Annotated in this window: 20 protein-coding genes; 13 read left to right on the top strand and 7 right to left on the bottom strand. The window is 73.4% G+C overall.

All coding sequences use genetic code 11. From position 1 onward, the window contains the following. Positions 1-19 precede the first annotated feature (19 nt). Entirely contained in the window at positions 20-364 is a 345-nt protein-coding gene (locus J7462_RS17695) for an Lsr2 family protein (RefSeq protein ID WP_168222573.1), read from the top strand. 476 nt (positions 365-840) lie between these two features. Then, on the top strand, positions 841-3,366 hold the full coding sequence (locus tag J7462_RS17690) for an ATP-dependent Clp protease ATP-binding subunit (protein ID WP_219465060.1): 2,526 nt from the start codon (positions 841-843) through the stop codon (positions 3,364-3,366). Between the two features lie 113 nt (positions 3,367-3,479). On the opposite strand, the gene J7462_RS17685 is transcribed toward J7462_RS17690, so the two are convergent. Next, positions 3,480-4,385 (bottom strand): A/G-specific adenine glycosylase, encoded by a 906-nt coding sequence (locus J7462_RS17685; RefSeq protein ID WP_219465058.1) that lies wholly within the window; start codon positions 4,383-4,385, stop codon positions 3,480-3,482. 96 nt (positions 4,386-4,481) lie between these two features. Between J7462_RS17685 and J7462_RS17680 the strand changes: the two genes are divergently transcribed. From J7462_RS17680 to J7462_RS17670, 3 genes are all read left to right on the top strand, one after another. Further along, positions 4,482-4,994, top strand: coding sequence for a glycine cleavage system protein R (locus J7462_RS17680; RefSeq protein ID WP_208567768.1), 513 nt, complete (start codon positions 4,482-4,484; stop codon positions 4,992-4,994). Between the two features lie 175 nt (positions 4,995-5,169). After that, a complete protein-coding gene (locus J7462_RS17675) occupies positions 5,170-5,733 on the top strand; it encodes a peptide deformylase (protein ID WP_219465056.1) in 564 nt (187 codons plus the stop codon). Between the two features lie 120 nt (positions 5,734-5,853). Further along, positions 5,854-6,582 carry a hypothetical protein gene (locus J7462_RS17670; protein WP_219465054.1) on the top strand — a complete coding sequence of 243 codons (729 nt, stop codon included), beginning with the start codon at positions 5,854-5,856 and terminating at the stop codon, positions 6,580-6,582. Positions 6,583-6,638: 56 nt separating this feature from the next. On the opposite strand, the gene disA is transcribed toward J7462_RS17670, so the two are convergent. The 4 genes from disA to J7462_RS17650 all read right to left on the bottom strand — a co-directional run bounded on the left by disA (position 6,639) and on the right by J7462_RS17650 (position 11,286). Further along, a complete protein-coding gene (gene disA / locus J7462_RS17665; RefSeq protein ID WP_208567771.1) occupies positions 6,639-7,820 on the bottom strand; it encodes a DNA integrity scanning diadenylate cyclase DisA in 1,182 nt (393 codons plus the stop codon). Between the two features lie 142 nt (positions 7,821-7,962). Further along, on the bottom strand, positions 7,963-9,414 hold the full coding sequence (radA, locus tag J7462_RS17660) for a DNA repair protein RadA (RefSeq protein WP_208567772.1): 1,452 nt from the start codon (positions 9,412-9,414) through the stop codon (positions 7,963-7,965). An 86-nt stretch (positions 9,415-9,500) separates the two neighbouring features. Beyond that, positions 9,501-10,304, bottom strand: a complete 804-nt coding sequence (locus J7462_RS17655) for a hypothetical protein (RefSeq protein ID WP_219465053.1) — start codon at positions 10,302-10,304, stop codon at positions 9,501-9,503. A 142-nt stretch (positions 10,305-10,446) separates the two neighbouring features. Beyond that, positions 10,447-11,286, bottom strand: coding sequence for a UbiA family prenyltransferase (locus J7462_RS17650; protein WP_219465050.1), 840 nt, complete (start codon positions 11,284-11,286; stop codon positions 10,447-10,449). Positions 11,287-11,332: 46 nt separating this feature from the next. Between J7462_RS17650 and J7462_RS17645 the strand changes: the two genes are divergently transcribed. From J7462_RS17645 to J7462_RS17630, 4 genes are all read left to right on the top strand, one after another. Continuing rightward, positions 11,333-12,091: a bifunctional 2-polyprenyl-6-hydroxyphenol methylase/3-demethylubiquinol 3-O-methyltransferase UbiG gene (locus J7462_RS17645; protein WP_208567775.1), complete on the top strand. Its 759-nt coding sequence runs from the start codon at positions 11,333-11,335 to the stop codon at positions 12,089-12,091. Positions 12,092-12,135: 44 nt separating this feature from the next. Next, positions 12,136-13,302, top strand: a complete 1,167-nt coding sequence (locus J7462_RS17640; protein ID WP_219465048.1) for an acyl-CoA dehydrogenase family protein — start codon at positions 12,136-12,138, stop codon at positions 13,300-13,302. A 58-nt stretch (positions 13,303-13,360) separates the two neighbouring features. After that, positions 13,361-14,422, top strand: a complete 1,062-nt coding sequence (locus J7462_RS17635) for a type III polyketide synthase (RefSeq protein ID WP_219465046.1) — start codon at positions 13,361-13,363, stop codon at positions 14,420-14,422. A gap of 239 nt (positions 14,423-14,661) precedes the next feature. Continuing rightward, positions 14,662-15,225, top strand: coding sequence for a hypothetical protein (locus J7462_RS17630; protein ID WP_219465044.1), 564 nt, complete (start codon positions 14,662-14,664; stop codon positions 15,223-15,225). A 92-nt stretch (positions 15,226-15,317) separates the two neighbouring features. On the opposite strand, the gene J7462_RS17625 is transcribed toward J7462_RS17630, so the two are convergent. Then, a complete protein-coding gene (locus J7462_RS17625; RefSeq protein WP_208567779.1) occupies positions 15,318-16,049 on the bottom strand; it encodes a hypothetical protein in 732 nt (243 codons plus the stop codon). A 328-nt stretch (positions 16,050-16,377) separates the two neighbouring features. On the opposite strand from J7462_RS17625, the gene J7462_RS17620 reads away from it, so the two are divergent. Genes J7462_RS17620 through J7462_RS33675 form a run of 4 tightly spaced genes read left to right on the top strand, consistent with a single transcriptional unit; the run spans position 16,378 to position 19,499 of the window. Continuing rightward, positions 16,378-16,863 carry a CarD family transcriptional regulator gene (locus tag J7462_RS17620; protein ID WP_013288937.1) on the top strand — a complete coding sequence of 162 codons (486 nt, stop codon included), beginning with the start codon at positions 16,378-16,380 and terminating at the stop codon, positions 16,861-16,863. Positions 16,864-16,917: 54 nt separating this feature from the next. After that, the gene (gene ispD, locus J7462_RS17615; RefSeq protein WP_219465042.1) at positions 16,918-17,613 is read left to right on the top strand and encodes a 2-C-methyl-D-erythritol 4-phosphate cytidylyltransferase; all 696 of its coding nucleotides are present in this window, start codon (positions 16,918-16,920) and stop codon (positions 17,611-17,613) included. Positions 17,614-17,629: 16 nt separating this feature from the next. Next, complete coding sequence (ispF, locus tag J7462_RS17610) at positions 17,630-18,112, top strand: 2-C-methyl-D-erythritol 2,4-cyclodiphosphate synthase (RefSeq protein ID WP_219465041.1); 483 nt, start codon at positions 17,630-17,632, stop codon at positions 18,110-18,112. A gap of 7 nt (positions 18,113-18,119) precedes the next feature. Then, on the top strand, positions 18,120-19,499 hold the full coding sequence (locus J7462_RS33675) for a tetratricopeptide repeat protein (protein ID WP_219465040.1): 1,380 nt from the start codon (positions 18,120-18,122) through the stop codon (positions 19,497-19,499). Positions 19,500-19,592: 93 nt separating this feature from the next. Here the strand turns inward: J7462_RS33675 and J7462_RS17600 are convergent, their stop codons facing one another. Further along, the gene (locus J7462_RS17600) at positions 19,593-20,774 is read right to left on the bottom strand and encodes a homogentisate 1,2-dioxygenase (RefSeq protein ID WP_219465039.1); all 1,182 of its coding nucleotides are present in this window, start codon (positions 20,772-20,774) and stop codon (positions 19,593-19,595) included. Positions 20,775-20,826: the final 52 nt, after the last annotated feature.

Raw genomic sequence — 20,826 nt, 5'->3', positions numbered from 1 at the left:
CTCGAAAGGAATGTGGGACGTGGCCAAGCAGATCATTCACAAGCTGGTCGATGACCTGGACGGCGGGGACGCGGACGAGACCGTCAAGTTCGCCCTCGACGGCGTTCAGTACGAGATCGACCTGTCGAACTCCAACGCCGACAAATTGCGGGACGTTTTCGCGCCGTACGTGGCTGCCGGCACCCGGGTCGGCCGGGGCGGCGTGGTCGTGGGTGGCCGGGCCGCCCGGGGCCGGGGCGGCGCGACCGCCGACCGCGAGCAGAACAAGGCGATCCGGTCGTGGGCCAAGAAGAACGGCAAGGACATCTCCGACCGGGGTCGTATCCCGCAGGAGATCGTCGACGAGTACCACGCGACCCGCTGAGCTGTCAGTGGCGAACCGACGCCGGGCCGGAGCACCCCTCCGGGCCGGCGTCGCCGTCTCGGGGTAGCAGCCCGGCGGCCGTCGGGCCCGGCCGACGTCACCCGCCGTCGGGGGCCGGTGGGTGGGGCTGCGGGCGGTGTGGGGGCGGGAAGTTCTCCGGGTCCGCAGGCGTTGTCCACAGGCGGTGGAGACTTCGTCCACAGCCTGTGGACAACCCACGGGACCCCCCGGAGGGCGTTGCGCACCCCGGGTGAATTTCGCTCTGCGCGTACAGGCTGGGGTGCCGGAACACCTCCTGAGCGCGGATGGTTGGTCAAAACGACGTCGGAACGGCTCGGTACGAGGAGACACGACCTCAGCGGAGTCGGTCAGCGGCGATAGAGTAAGGAGGTGCGGACGCCCGTCCCGGACGTCCGCGCACCGGCCCCGCCAAGATCTCGCAGTCGAGGCGCACGGCACGTGAGGAGCACGAGGGCATGTTCGAGCGGTTCACCGACCGAGCGCGACGGGTTGTCGTCCTGGCCCAAGAAGAGGCCCGGATGCTCAACCACAACTACATCGGTACGGAGCACATCCTGCTGGGCCTGATCCATGAGGGTGAGGGCGTCGCCGCCAAGGCCCTGGAGAGCCTCGGCATCTCCCTGGAGGGCGTCCGTCAGCAGGTCGAGGAGATCATCGGCCAGGGCCAGCAGGCGCCGAGCGGGCACATCCCGTTCACGCCCCGGGCCAAAAAGGTGCTGGAGCTGTCCCTGCGCGAGGCGCTGCAGCTCGGCCACAACTACATCGGCACGGAGCACATCCTGCTCGGGCTGATCCGCGAGGGTGAGGGCGTCGCCGCCCAGGTGCTGGTGAAGCTGGGCGCCGACCTCAACCGGGTCCGCCAGCAGGTGATCCAGCTCCTCTCCGGCTACCAGGGCAAGGAGCCGGCCGCCGCCGGCACCGCGCCGGGCGAGGCCGCCCCGTCGACCAGCCTCGTGCTGGACCAGTTCGGTCGTAACCTGACTCAGGCTGCCCGTGAGGGCAAGCTCGACCCGGTGATCGGGCGCGAGAAGGAGATCGAGCGGGTCATGCAGGTGCTGTCCCGCCGCACCAAGAACAACCCGGTCCTGATCGGTGAGCCCGGCGTCGGCAAGACCGCCGTGGTGGAGGGCCTGTCCCAGAAGATCATCAAGGGCGAGGTGCCCGAGACGCTCAAGGACAAGCAGCTCTACACCCTCGACCTCGGTGCCCTGGTCGCCGGCTCCCGCTACCGGGGTGACTTCGAGGAGCGCCTCAAGAAGGTGCTCAAGGAGATCCGCACCCGGGGCGACATCATCCTGTTCATCGACGAGATCCACACCCTGGTCGGTGCGGGTGCCGCCGAGGGCGCGATCGACGCGGCGAGCATCCTCAAGCCGATGCTGGCCCGTGGTGAGCTCCAGACCATCGGCGCGACCACCCTCGACGAATACCGCAAGCACCTGGAGAAGGACGCCGCTCTGGAGCGTCGTTTCCAGCCGATCCAGGTGGGTGAGCCGTCGCTGGCCCACACCATCGAGATCCTCAAGGGCCTGCGGGACCGCTACGAGGCGCACCACCGCGTCTCGATCACGGACGCCGCCCTGGTGGCTGCCGCGACGCTGGCCGACAGGTACATCTCCGACCGGTTCCTGCCGGACAAGGCGATCGACCTGATCGACGAGGCCGGGGCCAGGATGCGCATCCGCCGGATGACCGCGCCGCCAGACCTGCGTGACTTCGACGAGCGGATCGCCCAGGTGCGCCGCGACAAGGAGTCCGCGATCGACGCGCAGGACTTCGAGCGGGCCGCCCAGCTGCGGGACAAGGAGAAGCAGCTCCTGGGGCAGAAGGCGCAGCGGGAGAAGGAATGGAAGGCCGGTGACCTGGACGTCGTCAGCGAGGTCGACGACGAGCAGATCGCCGAGGTCCTGGGCAACTGGACCGGTATCCCGGTCTACAAGCTGACCGAGGAGGAGACCTCCCGGCTGCTGCGGATGGAAGACGAGCTGCACAAGCGCGTCATCGGCCAGGAGGACGCGGTCAAGGCGGTGTCGAAGGCGATCCGGCGTACCCGGGCCGGCCTGAAGGACCCGAAGCGGCCGTCCGGCTCGTTCATCTTCGCCGGCCCGTCCGGTGTGGGTAAGACCGAGCTGTCCAAGGCGCTCGCCGAGTTCCTGTTCGGCAGCGAGGACGCGCTGATCCAGCTGGACATGTCCGAGTTCCACGACCGCTACACGGTCTCCCGCCTGGTCGGGGCCCCTCCCGGCTACGTCGGCTACGACGAGGGTGGCCAGCTGACCGAGAAGGTCCGTCGTCGGCCGTTCTCGGTGGTGCTCTTCGACGAGATCGAGAAGGCCCACCCGGACGTGTTCAACACCCTGCTGCAGATCCTGGAGGACGGCCGGCTCACCGACGGCCAGGGTCGGATCGTGGACTTCAAGAACACGGTCATCATCCTGACCACCAACCTGGGCACCCGGGACGTCGCCAAGGCGGTGTCGTTGGGCTTCCAGCAGTCGGAGGACTCCGAGTCCACCTACGACCGGATGAAGCAGAAGGTCAACGACGAGCTGAAGCAGCACTTCCGGCCCGAGTTCCTCAACCGGATCGACGACACCATCGTCTTCCACCAGCTGCGGCAGAACGAGATCCTCTCGATCGTGGACATCATGATCCAGCGGATCGAGGGCCAGCTCCGCAACAAGGACATGGGTCTGGAGCTGACCGACAACGCCAAGAAGTACCTGTCCAAGAAGGGCTTCGACCCGGTGCTGGGGGCCCGTCCGCTGCGTCGGACGATCCAGCGTGACATCGAGGACAACCTCTCCGAGCGGATCCTGTTCAACGAGCTGACCCCCGGTCAGATCGTGGTGGTGGACTGCGAGGGGGACCCGGAGGACATCGAGAAGTCGAAGTTGGTCTTCCACGGCTCGGACCGCCCGGACGAGGTGCCGGACGCCGTCCCGGCCGACCTGGGTGGCACCGCCACCGCCGGTGAGTAGGACCTGACGGGTCGGTAGGACAGAGCACGAGGGCGACGGCCCGGTGGCGCGAGCCACCGGGCCGTCGCCCTTTCTGCCTGCCGTCGGCCAGCGCAGCCCTCGGCGGGGGCGGGTCAGCCGGGAATCGGTTGGGTGGCGGGACCATCCCCGATGAGCCGGAAATGCTCCTCGCCGACCGGCTCCACCATGCCGTCCTTGACCAGCGCGGCGAGTGCCCGGGCCCGTTGCACGTCGTCGTGCCACACCTGGTCGAGCCGCTGGTGCGGCACCGGGCCGGTGGCGTCCCGGAGCACCCCGAGCAGCAGCCCGCGCACCTGACGGTCGGTGCCCGCGTACCGCTGGGTCTTGCGGGTCGGCCCGGTGGGCGCCGCCTGGCCGGAGGCCCGCCAGGCGCAGACCGCCTCGACCGGGCAGGCCGGACAACGCGGTGAACGGGCGGTGCAGACGATCGCACCGAGTTCCATGAAGGCTGCGCTGGCCAGGGCCGCGGCGGCCGGTTCGACCGGCAGCAGCTCCGCGCAGGCGACCAGGTCGGCCGGGGTGGTGGCCGGGCCGGCATCCGGTGCACCGGCGACGGCCCGGGAGACGACCCGCCGGACGTTCGTGTCGACCACCGGGTGCCGCTGACCGTAGGCGAACGCGGCGACCGCCCGCGCGGTGTACGTCCCGATGCCGGGCAACGCCAGCAACTGGTCCAGTTGGTCGGGCACCCGCCCGCCGTGCCGCTCCACGATCGCCACCGCGCACTCGCGCAGCCGTACCGCCCGGCGGGGGTAGCCGAGCCGACCCCACATCCGGATCGCCTCGGCCGGGGTGTCGGCGGCGAGGGCGGCGGGATCGGGCCAGCGGGTGAGCCAGGCGTGCCAGGCGGGCAGGACGCGCACCACCGGCGTCTGTTGGAGCATGACCTCGCTGACCAGGATCGGCCAGGCCCCGATGCCGGGCGTCCGCCAGGGCAGGTCGCGGGCGTTCTGCTCGTACCACCGGCTGACCAGGGTGGTGAAGGTCGGTTCAGTCATCGCGCCGACGATGATGTCACGCGATGCCTTCCCGCTGATTGGGCGGGCCGGGCGGGGCGTCACCGGACCGCCGGGCGGATCGGGCAGAATGCCCGGATGAGCGAGCTCGCGATCACCGTCATCGGTCGGGACCGGCCCGGCATCGTGGCCGACGTGGCCGAGGTGCTCGCCCGGCTCGGCGCGAACCTCACCGACTCGACCATGACCCGGTTGCGCGGCCACTTCGCGATGACGTTGATCTGTGTCGGCCCGGCCGCCGCCGAGGTCGAGGCCGCCCTGACGCCGCTGGCCGCCGACGGCCAACTCCTGGCCACCGTACGCGCGGTCACCCCGGACGGTACGACGGCTCCGGCGGGTGAGCCGTACGTGCTGGCGGTGCACGGCGCGGACCGGATGGGCATCGTGGCGGCGATGACCCGGGTGGTCGCCGAGAGCGGCGGCAACGTGACGGATCTTTCCACCCGGTTGGCCGGTCCGCTCTACGTGGTGGTGGCCGAGGTGGACCTGCCGCCGGGCAGCGCCGACGACCTGGCCGTCCGACTCGCCGGGGTCGCCGCCGACCTGGGTGTCGGGTTCTCCCTGCGCCCCGCCGACCCGGACCTCCTGTGAGCGCGAGGAGTGAGCCGGGGTTGCGAGCCCCGCAGTCGCGAGCGCGGGTGGGTGTTGTGAGCGCGAGGAGTGAGCGGGTTGTGCGAGCCCCGCAGTCGCGAGCGCGGGTGGGTGTTGTGAGCGCGAGGAGTGAGCCGGGTTTGCGAGCCCCGCAGTCGCGAACCGAGGTGAACCCGTGAGCGAGGAACCGTACACCGGGCTCGGTGGCTGGACTCCGGCGGCGTTGGGGGTGCCGGGGGAGGTGCGTCGGGTGGTGTGTGCCCCCGAGCCGGTGCTGAGCCGGCCGGGACCGCAGGTCGACCCGACCACCGAGGAGACCGTCCGGCTGGCGGCCGACCTGGTGGCCACGATGCGGGTGTCGCCTGGCTGTGTGGGGTTGGCGGCACCGCAGGTCGGGGTGGGTGCGCAGGTGTTCGCGGTGGATGTGACCGGTCACCCCAAGGCGGTGACGGTGCATGGCACGTTCGTGCTCTGCAACGCCCGGGTGGTGGAGGCGAGCCGTTGGAAGCCGGGCCGGGAGGGCTGCATGTCGGTGCCGGATCTGACCGGTGACGTGAAGCGGGCCAGCCGGTTGGTGGTCGAGGGGGCGTTGCCCGGCAGCGGCGCGTTGGTCCGGCTGGTCACCGACGGCTTCGAGGCCCGTGCCCTGCAACACGAGATCGACCACTGCGCCGGGCTGCTCTTCCTGGACCGGGTGGCCAGCGCGCACGCGGTGTATCAGCGCAAGGTCTACCTGTGACGCGGGTCGGGGCGGATTTCGGGTGACTGTCGTGAGTGGAGTGCGGTTTCCCCGCCGCCGGCCGATGCCCGGCGAGTCGTGGTCGGTCCTCGTGCGTCACGCCGCTACGGTGGGGGCATCATGCGTCTGACGGTCGGTCCCCTGCCCTCCGCCGTGTACTGGCGGCGTCGCGCCGTCGTACTCGGAGCGGGGCTTCTCTTCCTGGTTGTCCTGCTCTATTCGTGTACCCGATCGGGGGACACCGGCACCACACGGGGTGCCGGGGGTCCGACGTCGGCCCCGGCGGCGGGCGGGGCCTCCCCGACGGTCGCGTCGCCGGCCCCCGGGTCCGCGTCGCCGTCGGGTGCGGCCGGTGCGCCGGACTCGTCGGCCGCGTCGAGCGCCGAGCCGGGCACGAACAGCGCGCCGTCTGCCGCTCCGCCTGCGCCGACGAATCCGGCCCGGGCGGACGACGGGACCTGCACCAACAGCGAGGTCCAGGTGACCCCGGTGGCGCTCCCGGCCGAGGTGCGCCAGGGTGCCCCGGTCGACCTGACCCTCAAGATCAAAAATACGTCCCAGCGGACCTGTAGCCGGGACGTCGGTGCGGACGTGCAGGAGTTGTTCATCAAGTCCGGCGCGGAGAAGGTCTGGTCCTCGGACACCTGCGGCACCGGCAAAGGCTCCGACGTGCAGTCCTTCACCCCCGGCTTCGAACGGACCTACCAGCTCACCTGGAACGGCATGGACGCCAGCCGCTGTAGCCAGGGGGTGGCCTCGGGCCCCAACCCGCCGGCCGGCACCTACCAGGTCTTCGCCCGGGTGGGCACCAAGTTGAGCGAGCCGGTCAAGCTGGTCGTCACCGGCTGATCCCGGAGGTGCCGACCGGCACCGACGAGCCGGTCAGCCCGGGTGGCCCACCCCGGTCAGACGTAGCGTTCCAGGATGGACGCCTCGGCCAACCGGGACAGCCCCTCCCGTACGCCCCGGGCCCGCGCGTCGCCGACCCCCTCGACGGCCTGGAGATCCTCCACGGTGGCCCCGAGCAGCCGTTGGAGGCTGCCGAAGTGCAGCACCAGCCGGTCGACGATGGCCACCGGCAGCCGGGGCACCTTGGCCAGCAACCGGAACCCGCGGGGGCTGACCGCCGCGTCGAGCGCGTCGGAGGCGGCCGGGTAACCGATCGCCTTGGCGACCGCGACCAGGTCGATCAGCTCGGTCGCGCCGAGCAGGTCCAACTCGACGAGAGCCTCGTCGAGGGTGCGCGACTTGCGGCCGGTGGGCAGGTAGTCGCGGATGACTAGGGTACGGTCGGCGTCGACACCGGCCATCAGTTCGTCGAGTTGCAGGGCGAGCAGGCGGCCGTCGGTGCCCAGCTCGACCACGTAACCGGCGATCTCGTCGGCGATCCGGCGGACCATCTCCAGCCGCTGCACGACGGCGACGGCGTCCCGGACGGTGACCAGGTCCTCGATCTCCAGCGCGGACAGGGTGCCGGAGACCTCGTCGAGGCGGAGCTTGTAGCGTTCCAGGGTGGCCAGGGCCTGGTTGGCCCGGGAGAGGATCGCCGCCGAGTCGTCCAGGACGTGCCGTTGCCCGTTGACGTAGAGGCTGATGATCCGCATCGACTGGCTGACCGAGATGACCGGGTAGCCGGTCTGCCGGGCCACCCGCTCCGCGGTGCGGTGCCGGGTGCCGGACTCCTCGGTGGGGATGGACGGATCGGGCATCAGGTGCACCCCGGCCTGCACGATCCGGGTGCCGTCGCTGGACAGCACCACCGCGCCGTCCATCTTGCACAGCTCGCGGACCCGGGTCGCGGAGAACTCGACGTCCATCGGGAAGCCACCGGTGCAGATCCCGTCGACGACCTTGTCGTAGCCGAGGACGATCAGTGCGCCCGTACGACCGCGCAGGATGCGTTCGAGCCCGTCGCGCAACGCGGTACCGGGCGCCATCAGGGCGAGGTTGGCCCGCAGCGGATCACCGGCACTGCCGGTGGCCCCGGCCACGCTCACGCTGATCGGACGGGTGGGTGAGCCCACGGCGGCGGCGCGGGTGTGGGGCGTCGCGCCGGCAGGCTTGGCGGCGTCGCGGTCGGTCGGCACGCGCACAGTCTACGGACTGCCCTGCGGTGGGTGCTCTCGTGGTTACTGTGATGTGCCACGGCGTCGGATTTTCCCACCCGCCTGACCTGGCGGGCGTTGTCCGGTATGGCCTGACCGGTCCCCGGCGCTTCGCCACCGTCCGTCACTCAGCGGATGCGCGGGCGACCGCCTGGAGCGCCGACCGGACATCCGTGACCTCGATCACCCGCATGGTGTCCGGGCCGGCGCCGGTGCTCTCGGGGCCGCATCCGGTGGGGACGAGGGCCGTCCGGAAGCCCAGCCGGGCCGCCTCGGCGAGTCGCCGGGGGACCGCTCCGACCCGGCGCACCTCACCGGTCAGCCCGACCTCGCCGATCGCCACCAGGTGGGGCGCGATGGACAGGTTGAGCCCGCCGGAGGCGACCGCCAGTGCGACCGCGAGATCGGCGGCCGGCTCGACCACCCGGATCCCGCCGACGGTGGCCGCGAAGACCTCCCGGTCGTGCAGGGTCAGCCGCTCGGTGCGGCGTTGCAGCACCGCCAGCACCATCGCCAACCGGGCCCCGTCGAGCCCCGAGACCGTACGCCGGGGCGAGCCGGCCACCGTAGCGCCGATCAGTGCCTGCACCTCGGTCAGCAGCGCCCGCCGCCCCTCCATCGCCACGGTGACGCAGGTGCCCGGGACGGGCTCGGAATAGCGGGTGAGGAAAAGCCCGGACGGGTCGGCCAGGCTGCTGATGCCCCCCTCGTGCATCTCGAAGCAGCCGACCTCGTCGGCCGCGCCGAACCGGTTCTTGACGCCCCGGACCATCCGTAGCGAGGAATGCTTGTCGCCCTCGAAGTGCAGCACCACGTCGACCAGGTGCTCCAGCACCCGGGGCCCGGCGACCTGGCCGTCCTTGGTGACGTGGCCGACCAGCACGGTGGCGATGCCGCGTTCCTTGGCGACCGCGACGAGGGCGGCGGTGACGGCCCGCACCTGGGTCACCCCGCCCTGCACCCCTTCGCTGCCGGTGGTGGAGATGGTCTGCACCGAGTCGAGGACCAGCAGGCCCGGCTTGACCGCGTCGAGGTGGCCCAGCACGGCGCTCAGGTCGCTCTCGGCGGCCAGCCAGAGCTGCTCGTGCAGGGCCCCCATCCGCTCGGCGCGCAGCCGGACCTGGCTGACCGACTCCTCGCCGCTGACCACCAGCGACGGGCTGCCGGCGGTGGCCGCCCACTGCTGCGCCACGTCGAGCAGCAGGGTGGACTTGCCCACCCCGGGCTCCCCGGCGAGCAGGACCACCGCGCCGGGGACCAGGCCGCCGCCGAGGACCCGGTCGAGTTCGCTGACCCCGGTGGGTCGGGCCCGCGCCGGGGCGGCACTGATCGTGGCGATCGGTCGGGCCGGCTCGGCCGGCATCCGGGAGCTGACCACCCGACCGGAGACGACCGGGCCGGTGACCGTGCACTCGACCACCGAACCCCACTCGCCACACTCCGGGCAGCGGCCCACCCACTTGGGTGGCTGGTGGCCGCAGGCGTCGCACGCGTAGGCGGGGCGGGGCTCACGGGCGGCCCGGCTCCGGGACGCGCCGGACGCGCCACGGGCGGGAGTCGATCGGGGGGTGGTCACCCCAGGACGCTAACCCTCACCGGTGACGAAAACACCGCCGGCGTGGTCGTCGCCACGCCGGCGGTGCCGGTGTCTCGCTCGCGGGGTCAGCCGCCGTGGCCGGAGCTGCCCTCCTGGCCGCTCTCCTCGCCACCCTCGCGGTGCACGATCGGGGAGGCCGGGGGCGCCGGGCTCAGCGGCACCCCGACCGGGACCGGGGTGCTGACGGTACGACCGCCGCCGAAGTCGAAGGTCAGGTTGACCTGCTGGCCGGTGCGCAGGGCCTCGTTGATCCCGATGAGCTGGAGGTGCTGGCCGTTCTGCACGTTGAGCTGCACGTAGCTCAGCGCCGGGATCTCGATCCGGGCCGGCTGACCGGCGGGCGCGGACGGAGAGGCACCTTCGGACGGGGAAGCACCTTCGGACGGGGAAGCACCTTCGGACGGGGAAGCACCCTCGGACGGGGAAGCACCCTCGGACGGGGAGGCGTTGCCGTCCGGGGAGGTGGTCTCCGCCGGGGAGGCGCTGCCCGACGGCGAGGCGCTCTCGGCCGGGGAGGCGGAACCGGAGGGGCTGGCCGAGCCGGTGGCCCCGGTGAGCACGATCTGCCGGGCGCTGTCGGTGGTGACGGTGACGGTGACCGGGTCCCGGGTGTCGTTGTAGATCACCGCGTTGAGCGCGGCGTTCGCACCGGCGGCGAGGCCGCTGTCACCCGGGTACGCGACGTAGAGGCCGCGCACCTTGTAGGCGTTGTCCGACGTCTGGACGTTCACACCCTGGACCGACGGCTGCTTGTTGGCGGTCTCGGACACCTGGCCCGCCCCGCAGCCCGTGGCCAGCAGGGCGGTCGCCCCCGCCAGGCCGACCAGCAGCAGGGTGGCCCGCCGGGAACCCCTGATCGAGCGCGTCACGTCGGTCCTCCTCGTCACGATCCCCACCCGGTGCATGCCCCGGGCGCGGGGTGGTCATACCCGCGCAGACCGCGCTCCAGGGTAGTTGGGGCTGATCGAGGACCGCACACGGACCCGGTGCCGCCACCCGGGCGGGTGCCGCTCAGATCACCCGACCGCTCGCCACCAGCAGCACCACATCGATCAGGGCCACCACCAGCACCGCCCGGAAGGCGGCCGCCGAGCGGCCGTCGCGACGGGTGGCGGCGCGGCCCGCGTACCAGCCGACGGCCGGCACCGCGACGGCCGCCGCGACGGCCGACCAGCCGACCCACGACGGTGGCCCGGGTGGCCCGAGGACCAGGGCGACGGTGGCAGCGAACAGCAGCCCGGCGGCGGCCAGCCGGCTCCCGGTGGCGCCGAGCAGGTGCGGTAACCCGCGCACCCCGGTGCGGGCGTCGTCGGCCAGGTCGGGCAGCACGTTGGCGAAGTGCGCGCCGGCACCCAGGCAGGCCCCCGCGACGACCAGCCAGGCCGGTGGCGCGGGGGCACCCGGCAGGGCGAGGACCACGAAGGCGGGCAGCGAGCCGAAGGAGACCGCGTACGGCAGCACCGAGACCGGGGTGGACTTCAGCGGCCAGTCGTAGAGCAGCGCCGAGACCAGGCCGAGGGTGAACCAGAACGCGGCGACCGGGTTGGTGGTCAGCGCCAGCAGCGGGGTGGCGAGCGCGGCCAGCACGGCGGCCACCACCACCGTCCGGCGACCCACCGCCCCGGCGGCGACCGGTTTGTCGGTACGCCCCACCGTGGCGTCCCGCCCGGCGTCCACCGCGTCGTTGGTCCAGCCGACGGCGAGCTGACTGGCCAGCACGGTGAGCACCACGGCCACCGTCCCGGACGGACGGTGGCCGACCCCGACGGCGAGCAGTCCGGCCACCGTGGTCACCGCCAGGCCGGGTTCCGGATGACTCGCCCTGACCAGCCCTAACACCGTCCGCGACATAAGGGAAGTCTGGTCGTTACCGGCCGGTCGTGCCACGCTCGATGCCATGCGTGACGGTCCGGTGTCCAACGGTGCCCGGGTGCTGCCCCCCAACGACCCCCGCCAGTACGACGACCTGGCCGGCGAGTGGTGGCGGCCCGACGGCGCCTTCGCGATGCTGCACTGGCTGGCCCGGGCCCGCGCCGCACTGGTGCCACCGGCGTCCCGGCCCGACGCGGTCCTGGTCGACCTGGGCTGCGGTGCCGGGCTGATGGCCCCGCACCTGGTCGGCAAGGGCTACCGGCACGTCGGGGTGGATCTCACCCGGTCGGCCCTGGAGCAGGCGGCGGCGCACGGCGTCACCGCGCTCGCCGGTGACGTCACGGCGGTGCCGCTCACCGACGGGTGCGCCGACGTGGTCGCCGCCGGTGAGGTGCTGGAGCACGTGCCCGACTGGCGGGCGGCGGTCGCCGAGGCGTGCCGCCTGCTGCGCCCCGGTGGACTGCTCGTGCTGGACACCCTCAACGACACGCTGCTGGCCCGGCTGGTCGCGGTGGAGCTGGGTGAACGCCTGCCCACCGTGCCCCGGGGCATCCACGACCCACGGTTGTTCGTGGACGACCGGGCGCTGGTCGTCGAGTGCGCCAGACACGGCGTCGCCCTGCGGGTACGGGGGGTCCGGCCGGGGCTGCGGGCGACGCTGGGCTGGCTGGTGCGGCGTACCCGTGGGGGTGCCGCCCGCGACGTCTCCCACGACGGGCCCGCGATCCGTCCGACCTGGTCGACGGCGGTGCTCTACCAGGGTCGGGGGGTCCGGCACGGCTAGCCGCCCCGGTTCGGGGTACCAGGAACACCCAGGAAGGGGACCGTATGACTGTGGACGCTCTGGCGGCGGCCTGCCGGTTGGCGCCGAGGTTCGCCGCGCGGGCGGCCGGGCACGACCGGGACGGCACGTTCCCGGCCGACGACTTCGCCGACCTGCGGGAGTCCGGGCTGTTCGGGCTGATGGTCCCGGCCGGGCTGGGCGGCGCGGACGCCTCCTTCGCCGGGTACGCGGCGGTCGCCACCGAGCTGGCCCGGGGCAACGGCGCGACCGCGCTGGTGTTCAACATGCATGCCTCGGTCACCGGCGCGCTCGGCGCGGTCACCGAGGAACTGGCCGAGGCGCTGGGCGTCCCGGACGAGGCGTTGGTCGCCCGGGACCGGCTGCTGTGCGCGGCGGCCGAGGGCGCCTGGTACGCGGTGGCGATGAGCGAGCGCGGCGCGGGGGCCCGGTTGTCCCGGCTCAGCACGGTCTACGAGCCGGTCGACGGCGGTTGGCGGATCAAGGGGAGCAAGACGTTCTGCTCCGGGGCGGGGCACGCCGACGGTTACCTGGTGGCCGCCCGCAGCGCCGCCGACCCGTCGGTGGTCTCCCAGTTCCTGGTGCCCGCCGGGGACGGGGTGACCGTGGAGCCGACCTGGGACGCGCTGGGCATGCGGGCCACCTCGTCGCATGATCTGCACCTGGACGTGACGGTGCCGACGGACCGGTTGCTCGGTGGGGTGGAGGGGCTGGCCCTGGTCGTCGCCCAGCTCATGCCGCACTGGCTGGTGGCCAGCTACGCCGCCGTCTACGTGGGGGTGGCCCGGGCGGCGGTGGACGCCGCCGCCGAGCACCTCACCGCGCGGGACCTCGGTGGCCTGCCGGCGGTGCGGGCCCGGCTCGGCCGGGCCGACGCGGCGGTGGCGGCGGCGCAGCTGGTGGTGGCCGAGGCGGCCCGCCGGGTCGACGACGCCCCCGGCGACGCCGAGACGAACCGGTGGGTGTGGCGGGCCAAGCTGCTCGCCGGCACCACGGCGGCGGAGGTGGCGGCGTCCATGCTGGAGGCGGCCGGCACCTCGGCCACCCGGCGGGGGCACCCGCTGGAACGGCTCTACCGGGACGCCCGCTGCGGCTCGCTGCATCCGGCGACCTCGGACGTGTGCGCCGACTGGCTCGGGGTGGCGGTGCTCGGGGGTGACCCGGACCGCGACGGAACGGCCCCTCGTTGGTGAGGGTGACGGAGGTCGGCGTGGCCGCCGGACGGGCAGTGTGGACGAGAGGTGGGGACAGATGGCCGTGCCGTTGATCGCGGGGCTGGGGGCGGCACATCCGCCCGGCGCCCGGCAGGACGAACTCTGGGCTGGCTACTTCGCGGAGCACTTCTCGGGTCCCACCCGGGCCCTGGCCGAGCGGATCTTCGCCAACTCGGGGGTGTCGCACCGGCAGGCGGCGGTCAACCCGTTGCTGGAGGACGTCTCCGACTGGCCGACCGACCGGCGGATGCGGCGCTACCAGGTGGAGGCGCTGCCGTTGGGCAAGGAGGCGATCGGCCGGGCGCTGACCGACGCCGGCCTCGCGGCGGGCGACCTCGGGCTGTTCGTGGTCTGCTCCTGCACCGGTTACGCCACCCCCGGGCTGGACATCCTCCTCGCCCGTGACCTCGGCATGGCTGCGGAGACCCAGCGGATGTTCGTCGGGCACATGGGCTGTTACGCGGCCCTGCCCGGGTTGGGTGCGGCGGGCGACTTCGTCACCGCGCGGGGCCGGCCGGCGCTGCTGCTCTGTGCCGAGCTGACCAGCCTGCACATCCAGCCGGCGTCGGCCCGGATGGACACCCAGCAGATCGTCTCGCACGCCCTGTTCTCCGACGCCGCGGTGGCCACCGTGCTGGTCCCGGGGACCGAAACCACCGACCGGGGGTACGCGCTGCGCGAGGTCGCCTCGGTCACCGACACCTCGACGGCCGACCACATGACCTGGGACGTCACCGACACCGGTTTCCGGATGGGCCTGTCGCCGAAGGTGCCGCAGGTGCTCTCGGCGCACGTCCGGGGGCTGGTGGACGGTCTGCTGACCCGGCACGGCACGACGATCGCCGAGGTGGACGGCTGGGCGGTGCACCCGGGCGGGCCGCGCATCCTCAACGTGGTGGAGCGGGAACTGGCCCTGCCCGCCGACGCGCTGGCGGCCTCCCGGGCGGTCCTCGACGACCACGGCAACTGCTCGTCGCCGACGGTGTTGCTGATCCTGGATCGGCTGTTGCGGGCGGCGGTGCCGCCCCGGTGGGTCGTGCTGCTCGCCTTCGGCCCGGGGCTGACCCTCTACGCCGCCCTCCTCGAACGCCGACCCTGACCTGACCGCCGGCCTGACCTGTACGCCGGCCCTGAGTCGCGCTGCGCCCCCGGTCCGGAGCCCCGGTCCCGGGGTGGCCGGAGCCGGGCGGTGCCGCCCCGGAGATGCCTGCGGATCCGGCGTCCGGGCCGGCGGACGGCTGGCCCGGGGTGCCGGCGTGTGGGCAGATGACCTGGTCAGGGAGGGTGTGGTCGGCGCTGCGCCGAGCGTCGTCGTCGGCTCCTGGTTACCCTCGCCGGGTGGGGGTCGAGAGGGGCGGCAGTGATCGGCTGCGCGGTGCGGTGCTGGCCGGCGCGGCCCTGCTCGCCCTGGTCGGGGGCGGTTGGTGGTGGTCGGCCGCCGCCCCTGCGGTCGACCCGGTCGGGTCGGCGGGGACGGTGTCCCCGGCACCGTCGGCACTCGCGGCGGCCACCCGGCGGGTGGTGGTGCTCGACAGCCGCACCGGGCGGGTGCTGGGCTCGACCGAACTGCCCGGCTCCTCCGGCGACCCGGACGTGGGGCTGCCGACGTTCACCGACACCATGTGGCGGGAACGGATGACCCTGGTGTCCGGCCGGGCGCCGGTCCTGCGGGAGTCGGCCCCCGACGGCGCACGGCACCTGTTCCAGTACCGCTGCTCGGGCGACGGGACGCTGCTGGTCTCGGTGCTGCACGACGATCCGCCGCAGCGCCGGCAGGCGGCCTGCGACGGCGAGCTGGTCGCCTGGGAGCTGACCGGCCCGCTGGGTGGCACCCGGTTGGAGTTCTCGGCGGTGGGCCCCGGCTCGGTCGAGTTGGAGGCGCAGGTCGTCGCGCTGCCCTGAGCGGGCCGGTCGACGTGCCGCTGGCAGCGGCCCCGGGTTCCGGGCGGCCCCGGGTCCTGGGTGGCCCTGCGTCCTGGGCGGGCGGCCCCGGGTCAGCCGGCGAGCCGGACCAGGTCGTTCCGGTAGTCGGCGGCGGCACCCAGCTCGGGTAACACCCGGACCACGGTGCCGGCCCGGTCCACCAGCAGGGCCGGGGCGGTGTCGGGCCGGGCGGTCAGGTGCAGCGCGGCGCGTAGTTCCCCGGCGGGGTCGGCGAGGGCGCGGACCGGACCGCCGACCGGTGGGGCCGGCGTCACCTCACGTCCGCCGGCGACGGTGACCACCTGCACGCCGTCGGGTGCCGCGCTGGCGGCGGCGGCCACCTGCGCGGCACACGCGCAGCCGTCCACCAGAACGATCATCGCGGGCAGCAGGCCGCGCAGCGGCACCGGTGTCTGGTCGACGTCGACCAGGTCCAGCGCGGGCAGCGACCGCCCGACCAGGGGTGCCGGGGTGGCCGACTGCGGCAGAACGGTGGGGCGGTCGGTGCCCCGCGACGAGCGGGGCCAGGTGACGGTGACCAGGCCGACGCTGGTGGCGAGCACCGCCACCAGCAGCAACAGCAGGGGCAGCCCGAGCGGTGGCCGGCCGTCGGGGCGGGCGGTCAGCCCCAGCCGGCGTCGCCACCGGGTGGCCGAGGTGCGTCGGCGCAGCTCGCGACGGAGCTGGGCGGCCTCCTCGGCCAGCGCCGACGCGTCGTCCGGCACGACCACCCGGCCCCACTCCGGCGGCAGGTCGGGCAGTTCCTCGGACGGACCCTGTCCCTCGGCGTCGGGCTTGCCCATCGGACCCCCCGGTAAGCGGTGCGGCGAGCGGTGTGCGGTACCCCTCCAGCGTCCCGCACGGACCCTCCTGCCGCTAGACCTGGGCGGTCCGGACGCCCGCGGGCTACCATGGGAAGAGCGCATAGCCCGAGAAATCCACGCTCCGATCACCCGTACCGGGTTGTCATCCGCTGCTCACGGAGCGTGTTTGAACCACTGGTTTGGCCGCCTGTCAAGCCGAAGCAACACCTCTCACAGGGCCCCTGAGCTGCGCCAACGGTCAGGACGGCAGCGGGACATTGGTGCCTGAGCGTGTTACCCTAGACACAGCGAAAGGGGTTTCGAACCTATGGTTTTCAGCGTCGGCGAGACCGTTGTTTACCCCCACCACGGGGCCGCACTCATCGAGGCAATCGAGACTCGGGTCATCAAGGGTGAGCCCAGGGAATACCTGGTCCTCAGGGTCGCACAGGGTGACCTGACGGTCCGGGTGCCCGCCGAGAACGCCGAGATCGTGGGTGTGCGCGAGGTGGTCGGCGAAGAGGGCCTGGGAAAGGTCTTCGACGTGCTCCGTGCACCGCACACCGAAGAGCCGACCAACTGGTCGCGGCGTTACAAGGCGAATCTGGAAAAGCTGGCCTCCGGCAACCCGCTGAAGGTCGCCGAGGTCGTCCGCGACCTGTGGCGTCGGGAGCGGGAGCGGGGCCTTTCCGCGGGTGAGAAGCGCATGCTCGCCAAGGCCCGCGACATTCTCGTCGGCGAGGTCGCGCTGGCCGAGAAGAGCACCAAGGACGAGGCGGAGACGCTGCTCGACAAGGTCCTCACCGAGGCCTGATCCGACCGCATCGTCGTACCCACCCCGCAGCGAAGAATTCCCGAGGACCGCGACGTGACCGCGCAGCTCAATCCGCGCGGCGACGTCGCGGTCCTCGTTCCTGCGGCCGGTGCCGGGGTACGCCTCGGTCCGGGCGGTCCCAAGGCGCTCCGGCTCCTCGGCGGTGAACCCCTGCTGGTGCACGTGGTACGCCGGATCGCCGCCGCCCCGTCGGTGCACACCGTCGTCGTCGCCGCGCCGGCCACCGAGGTCGACGCCGTCCGGCAGTTGCTGACCCCGGTCGCCCCGGTCCTGGTGGTGGCGGGCGGTGCCGAACGCCAGGCGTCGGTGGCGAACGCACTGGCGGCGGTGCCGTCCGGCCCCGACATCGTGCTGGTGCACGACGCGGCGCGGGCGCTCACCCCACCCGCGCTCGTCGAGGCGGTGGCGGCAGCAGTCCGGGCCGGGCACGACGCGGTGATCCCGGTCCTCCCCGTCAGCGACACGATCAAGCAGGTGGACGCTGCCGGCGTCGTCCTCGCCACCGTCGACAGGTCCGCCCTGCGGGCCGTGCAGACCCCGCAGGGGTTCCGCCGGGCGGTGCTCGCCGCCGCACACGCCGCCGCCGGCGACCCGCTCACCGACGATGCCGGACTGGTCGAGCAGCAGGGCGTACCGGTGTTCTGCGTCCCCGGCTCCGAGTACGCGCTGAAGGTCACCCGCCCGTTCGACCTGACCCTGGCCGAGCACCTGCTGGCCGCCGGCCACTGACGCGTACCCTCGATCCATGATCGTTCCCCGGGTCGCCGTCGGCACCGACATCCACGCCTTCGCCGCCGGCCGGCCGTGCTGGCTGGCCGGCCTGCACTGGCCCGGTGAGGACGGCCTGGCCGGGCACTCCGACGCCGACGTGGTCGCGCACGCCGCCTGTAACGCGCTGCTCTCCGCCGCCGGGCTCGGTGACCTCGGGGCGAACTTCGGGGTGGCCGAGCCGGAGTGGGCCGCCGCCTCCGGGTTGGCGCTGCTCACCGAGTCCGCCCGTCGGGTCCGCGCCGCCGGGTACGCGATCGGCAACGTCTCGGTGCAGGTCGTCGGCAACCGGCCCCGGATCGGGCCACGGCGCGACGAGGCGCAGCGGGTGCTCTCCGCAGCGGTCGGCGCACCGGTCACCGTCACCGCCGCCACCAGCGACGGCCTCGGTTTCACCGGGCGCGGCGAGGGCCTCGCCGGTATCGCGGTGGCCCTGGTCTATGACGCGGCGGCCGGGTAGGGCCGCGATGACCGACGACGAGTCGCCCCTCGACGGCTACCGGCAGCGGGCCCAGCTCCTCGCCGAGCTGGGCCGCCACGACGAGGCCACCGAGGAGTTGGGCTTCGCGCTCGCCCTGGCCCCCGCCGACCCGGCCGCGCTGACGCTGCTGGCCCGGCTGCACCTCGCCGCCGGCCGCCCCGGCGAGGCGCTCGCCGCCGCCGACGCGGCGATCGCCCCACCCCGCCCCGACACCTCACCCCGCCCCGACACCCCACCGCTCCCCGGACCGCCGCACCCGCCTGTGCCCCCAGGCCCGCCTGTGCCGCCTGGTGCGGCTGCGCCGCCTGGTACGGCTGTTCCCCCAGGCCCGGCTGCGCCCTCGGGCCCGGCTGACCGGTCAGGTGGGCCGGCACCGGCCGGCCCTACCGGATCATGGGCGGCGTCGGGACAGGCGGGCCCTCCGACGTTGCCCGACCCGTCTGGATCGTCGCCGGACCGGCCCGCACCGCCTCTCGGCTCCGACCAGCCGGGGGCACCCTCCTTCCCCGGCCCGGCCGGTGTACCCGCCCCGGCCGGCGAATTCGGCCCGTCGGGGGAGGCCCCGGCGAGGGTGCCGGCCGCCGCACTGGTCGTCCGGGCGATCGCCCTCGCCGACCTGGGGGAGTACGCCGAGTCGGCGCGTACCGCCGATCGGATCCTGGCGGCCGGGCCGACCGACGCGTACGCCCAGCGGAGCGCGGCGGCGATCCTGGCCGAGGCGCGCAACGGCCAGCCGGCGCTGAACGCGGCCTGGCGTGGGGTGGAGTTGGCCCCCGACGAGCCGCAGGCGCACCTGGTGCTGGCCCTGGTCGCCGGCCGGCTGGAGTTGTTCGACCTGGCCGAGCGGGCCTACCGGGAGGCGTTACGGCTTGATCCGGAGCTGGCCGAGGCGCGGCACGACCCGGGGGTGCTGCGGTTGGAGCGGCGGCGCTGGGTGCTGGCGTTGGAGCAGGTGGCCGCGTTGGCGCCGGTGCAGCCGGCGCGGGCGGAGAAGCTGCCGCTGTGGACCGGGCTGCGCCGGCTCGTCCTGGTCGGCAGCGGCTGGTCGCTGGTCGCCAGCCTGCTGCTCGCGTTCCTGGCCGCCGGCGGGGCGGGGGCGAGCCGGGTGGTGGCGGTGCTGGCGGCGGCCGGTGGTGCGCTGCTGGCCTGGCAGCTGTCCCGGCGCGTGCCCGAGCTGGGTCGGGTGGTCCTGCCGGCGCTGCGCCGCGAGGACCGCGCGTTGGCGTTCGCCGTGTACGCCGTCCCGGCCGGGCCGGCCCTGCTCCTGCTGTTCGCCCTGGTGGGCAGCCCGTGGCCGCTGGTGCTCGCGATCGCCCTCGCGGTGCCGGCCACCCTGATCGCCGCCACCCGTGCGGGCGTCGCCTAGCCTCGCGTCCCACCTCCGACCGACGACGGCTGGGTGACCCGACGCGCCGGGAAGGCCGCTGCTCAGCGGTGCCTGATCGCGGCACCCGGCGGGTCAGGGCTGGCGGTTCCAGGTCCAGGCGTAGCCCGGGTCCTCGCACTCGACGGCGGCGTCGCAGAGGTCGAGGGGGCGGAAGGTGTCGACCATGACGGCCAGTTCGTCGAAGAAGTCGACGCCGATCGAGCGTTCCGCCGCGCCGGGCTGCGGGCCGTGGGTGAAGCCGGACGGGTGCAGCGAGATCGAGCCCTGCCCGATGCCGGAGCCGCGCCGGGCCTCGTAGTTGCCGCCGGTGTAGAAGAGCATCTCGTCGGAGTCGACGTTGTGGTGGTGGTAGGGCACCGGGATCGCATCCGGGTGGTAGTCGACCTTGCGGGGCACGAACGAGCAGATCACGAAGTTGGGGCCCTGGAAGGTCTGGTGCACCGGCGGCGGCTGGTGGAGGCGGCCGGTGATCGGCTCGAAGTCGTGGATGGAGAACGCCCACGGGTACTGGTGGCCGTCCCAGCCGACCACGTCGAACGGGTGGTGGGCGTAGACGTGCCGGGTCCAGGCGGTGCCGGTGGCCCGGGAGCGGTGCCGGACCAGCACCTCCACGTCGGTGTCGTCGACCAGCAGGGGCGCGTCCGGCCCCCGGACGTCCCGCTCGCAGTAGGGGGAGTGTTCGAGGAACTGGCCGCGTACCGACAGGTAGCGCTTGGGTGGGCCGATGTGTCCGGTGGCCTCGATGGTCAGCAGCCGGACCGGGGTGTCGCCGGTGGGGACCAGCCGGTGGACCGTCGAGGTGGGGATGACCACGTAGTCGCCGGCGACCAGGTCGAGCGCGCCGAAGGTGGACTCCAACCGCAGGGTGCCCGCCTCGACGTAGAGGCACTCGTCGCCGGTGGCGTTGCGGTAGAGCGGGGACGGCCGGTCGGCCAGCGCGTACCCGATCCGGACGTCGTCGTTGGCGAGCAGGTGACGCCGGCCGAGCACCGGGTCGGCCCCCGCGCCGTCGAGCTTGTGGGTCTGCAGGTGGCGCGGCTTGAGCGGGTGGTTGGGCAGCCGGGTGTACCCGGGCGGGGTGAACGCCTCGGCGGCGACGATCGCGGTCGGCGGGTGCCGGTGGTAGAGCAGGGACGAGTCGGCGGAGAAGCCCTCCTGGCCCATCAGCTCCTCGGTGTAGAGGGTGCCGTCGGGCTGGCGGAACTGGGTGTGCCGCTTACGGGGCACCTCGCCGACGCTGCGGTAGTGCGGCATGTTGCCTCCTGTATTGTCCCAATATGCGGCCGGTGGCGTCCGATAGCCGGAC

The organism is Micromonospora sp. RL09-050-HVF-A (assembly GCF_019374995.1).
GTDB lineage: Bacteria > Actinomycetota > Actinomycetes > Mycobacteriales > Micromonosporaceae > Micromonospora > Micromonospora antibiotica.
Note: the sequence above shows the minus strand (reverse complement) of the source record. Positions and strands in the feature narration are given on the sequence as shown.

Bases quoted from the DNA above. Each gene is read 5' to 3' on its own strand.
- J7462_RS17600 (WP_219465039.1), bottom strand. From the start codon at position 20,774: ATGCCGCACTACCGCAGCGTCGGCGAGGTGCCCCGTAAGCGGCACACC.
- J7462_RS17680 (WP_208567768.1), top strand. From the start codon at position 4,482: ATGAGCGAGCTCGCGATCACCGTCATCGGTCGGGACCGGCCCGGCATC.
- J7462_RS17635 (WP_219465046.1), top strand. From the start codon at position 13,361: ATGGCCGTGCCGTTGATCGCGGGGCTGGGGGCGGCACATCCGCCCGGC.
- J7462_RS17670 (WP_219465054.1), top strand. From the start codon at position 5,854: ATGCGTCTGACGGTCGGTCCCCTGCCCTCCGCCGTGTACTGGCGGCGT.
- ispF (WP_219465041.1), top strand. From the start codon at position 17,630: ATGATCGTTCCCCGGGTCGCCGTCGGCACCGACATCCACGCCTTCGCC.
- J7462_RS17640 (WP_219465048.1), top strand. From the start codon at position 12,136: ATGACTGTGGACGCTCTGGCGGCGGCCTGCCGGTTGGCGCCGAGGTTC.
- J7462_RS17625 (WP_208567779.1), bottom strand. From the start codon at position 16,049: ATGGGCAAGCCCGACGCCGAGGGACAGGGTCCGTCCGAGGAACTGCCC.
- J7462_RS17685 (WP_219465058.1), bottom strand. From the start codon at position 4,385: ATGACTGAACCGACCTTCACCACCCTGGTCAGCCGGTGGTACGAGCAG.
- J7462_RS33675 (WP_219465040.1), top strand. From the start codon at position 18,120: ATGACCGACGACGAGTCGCCCCTCGACGGCTACCGGCAGCGGGCCCAG.
- J7462_RS17620 (WP_013288937.1), top strand. From the start codon at position 16,378: ATGGTTTTCAGCGTCGGCGAGACCGTTGTTTACCCCCACCACGGGGCC.
- J7462_RS17645 (WP_208567775.1), top strand. From the start codon at position 11,333: ATGCGTGACGGTCCGGTGTCCAACGGTGCCCGGGTGCTGCCCCCCAAC.
- J7462_RS17650 (WP_219465050.1), bottom strand. From the start codon at position 11,286: ATGTCGCGGACGGTGTTAGGGCTGGTCAGGGCGAGTCATCCGGAACCC.
- J7462_RS17690 (WP_219465060.1), top strand. From the start codon at position 841: ATGTTCGAGCGGTTCACCGACCGAGCGCGACGGGTTGTCGTCCTGGCC.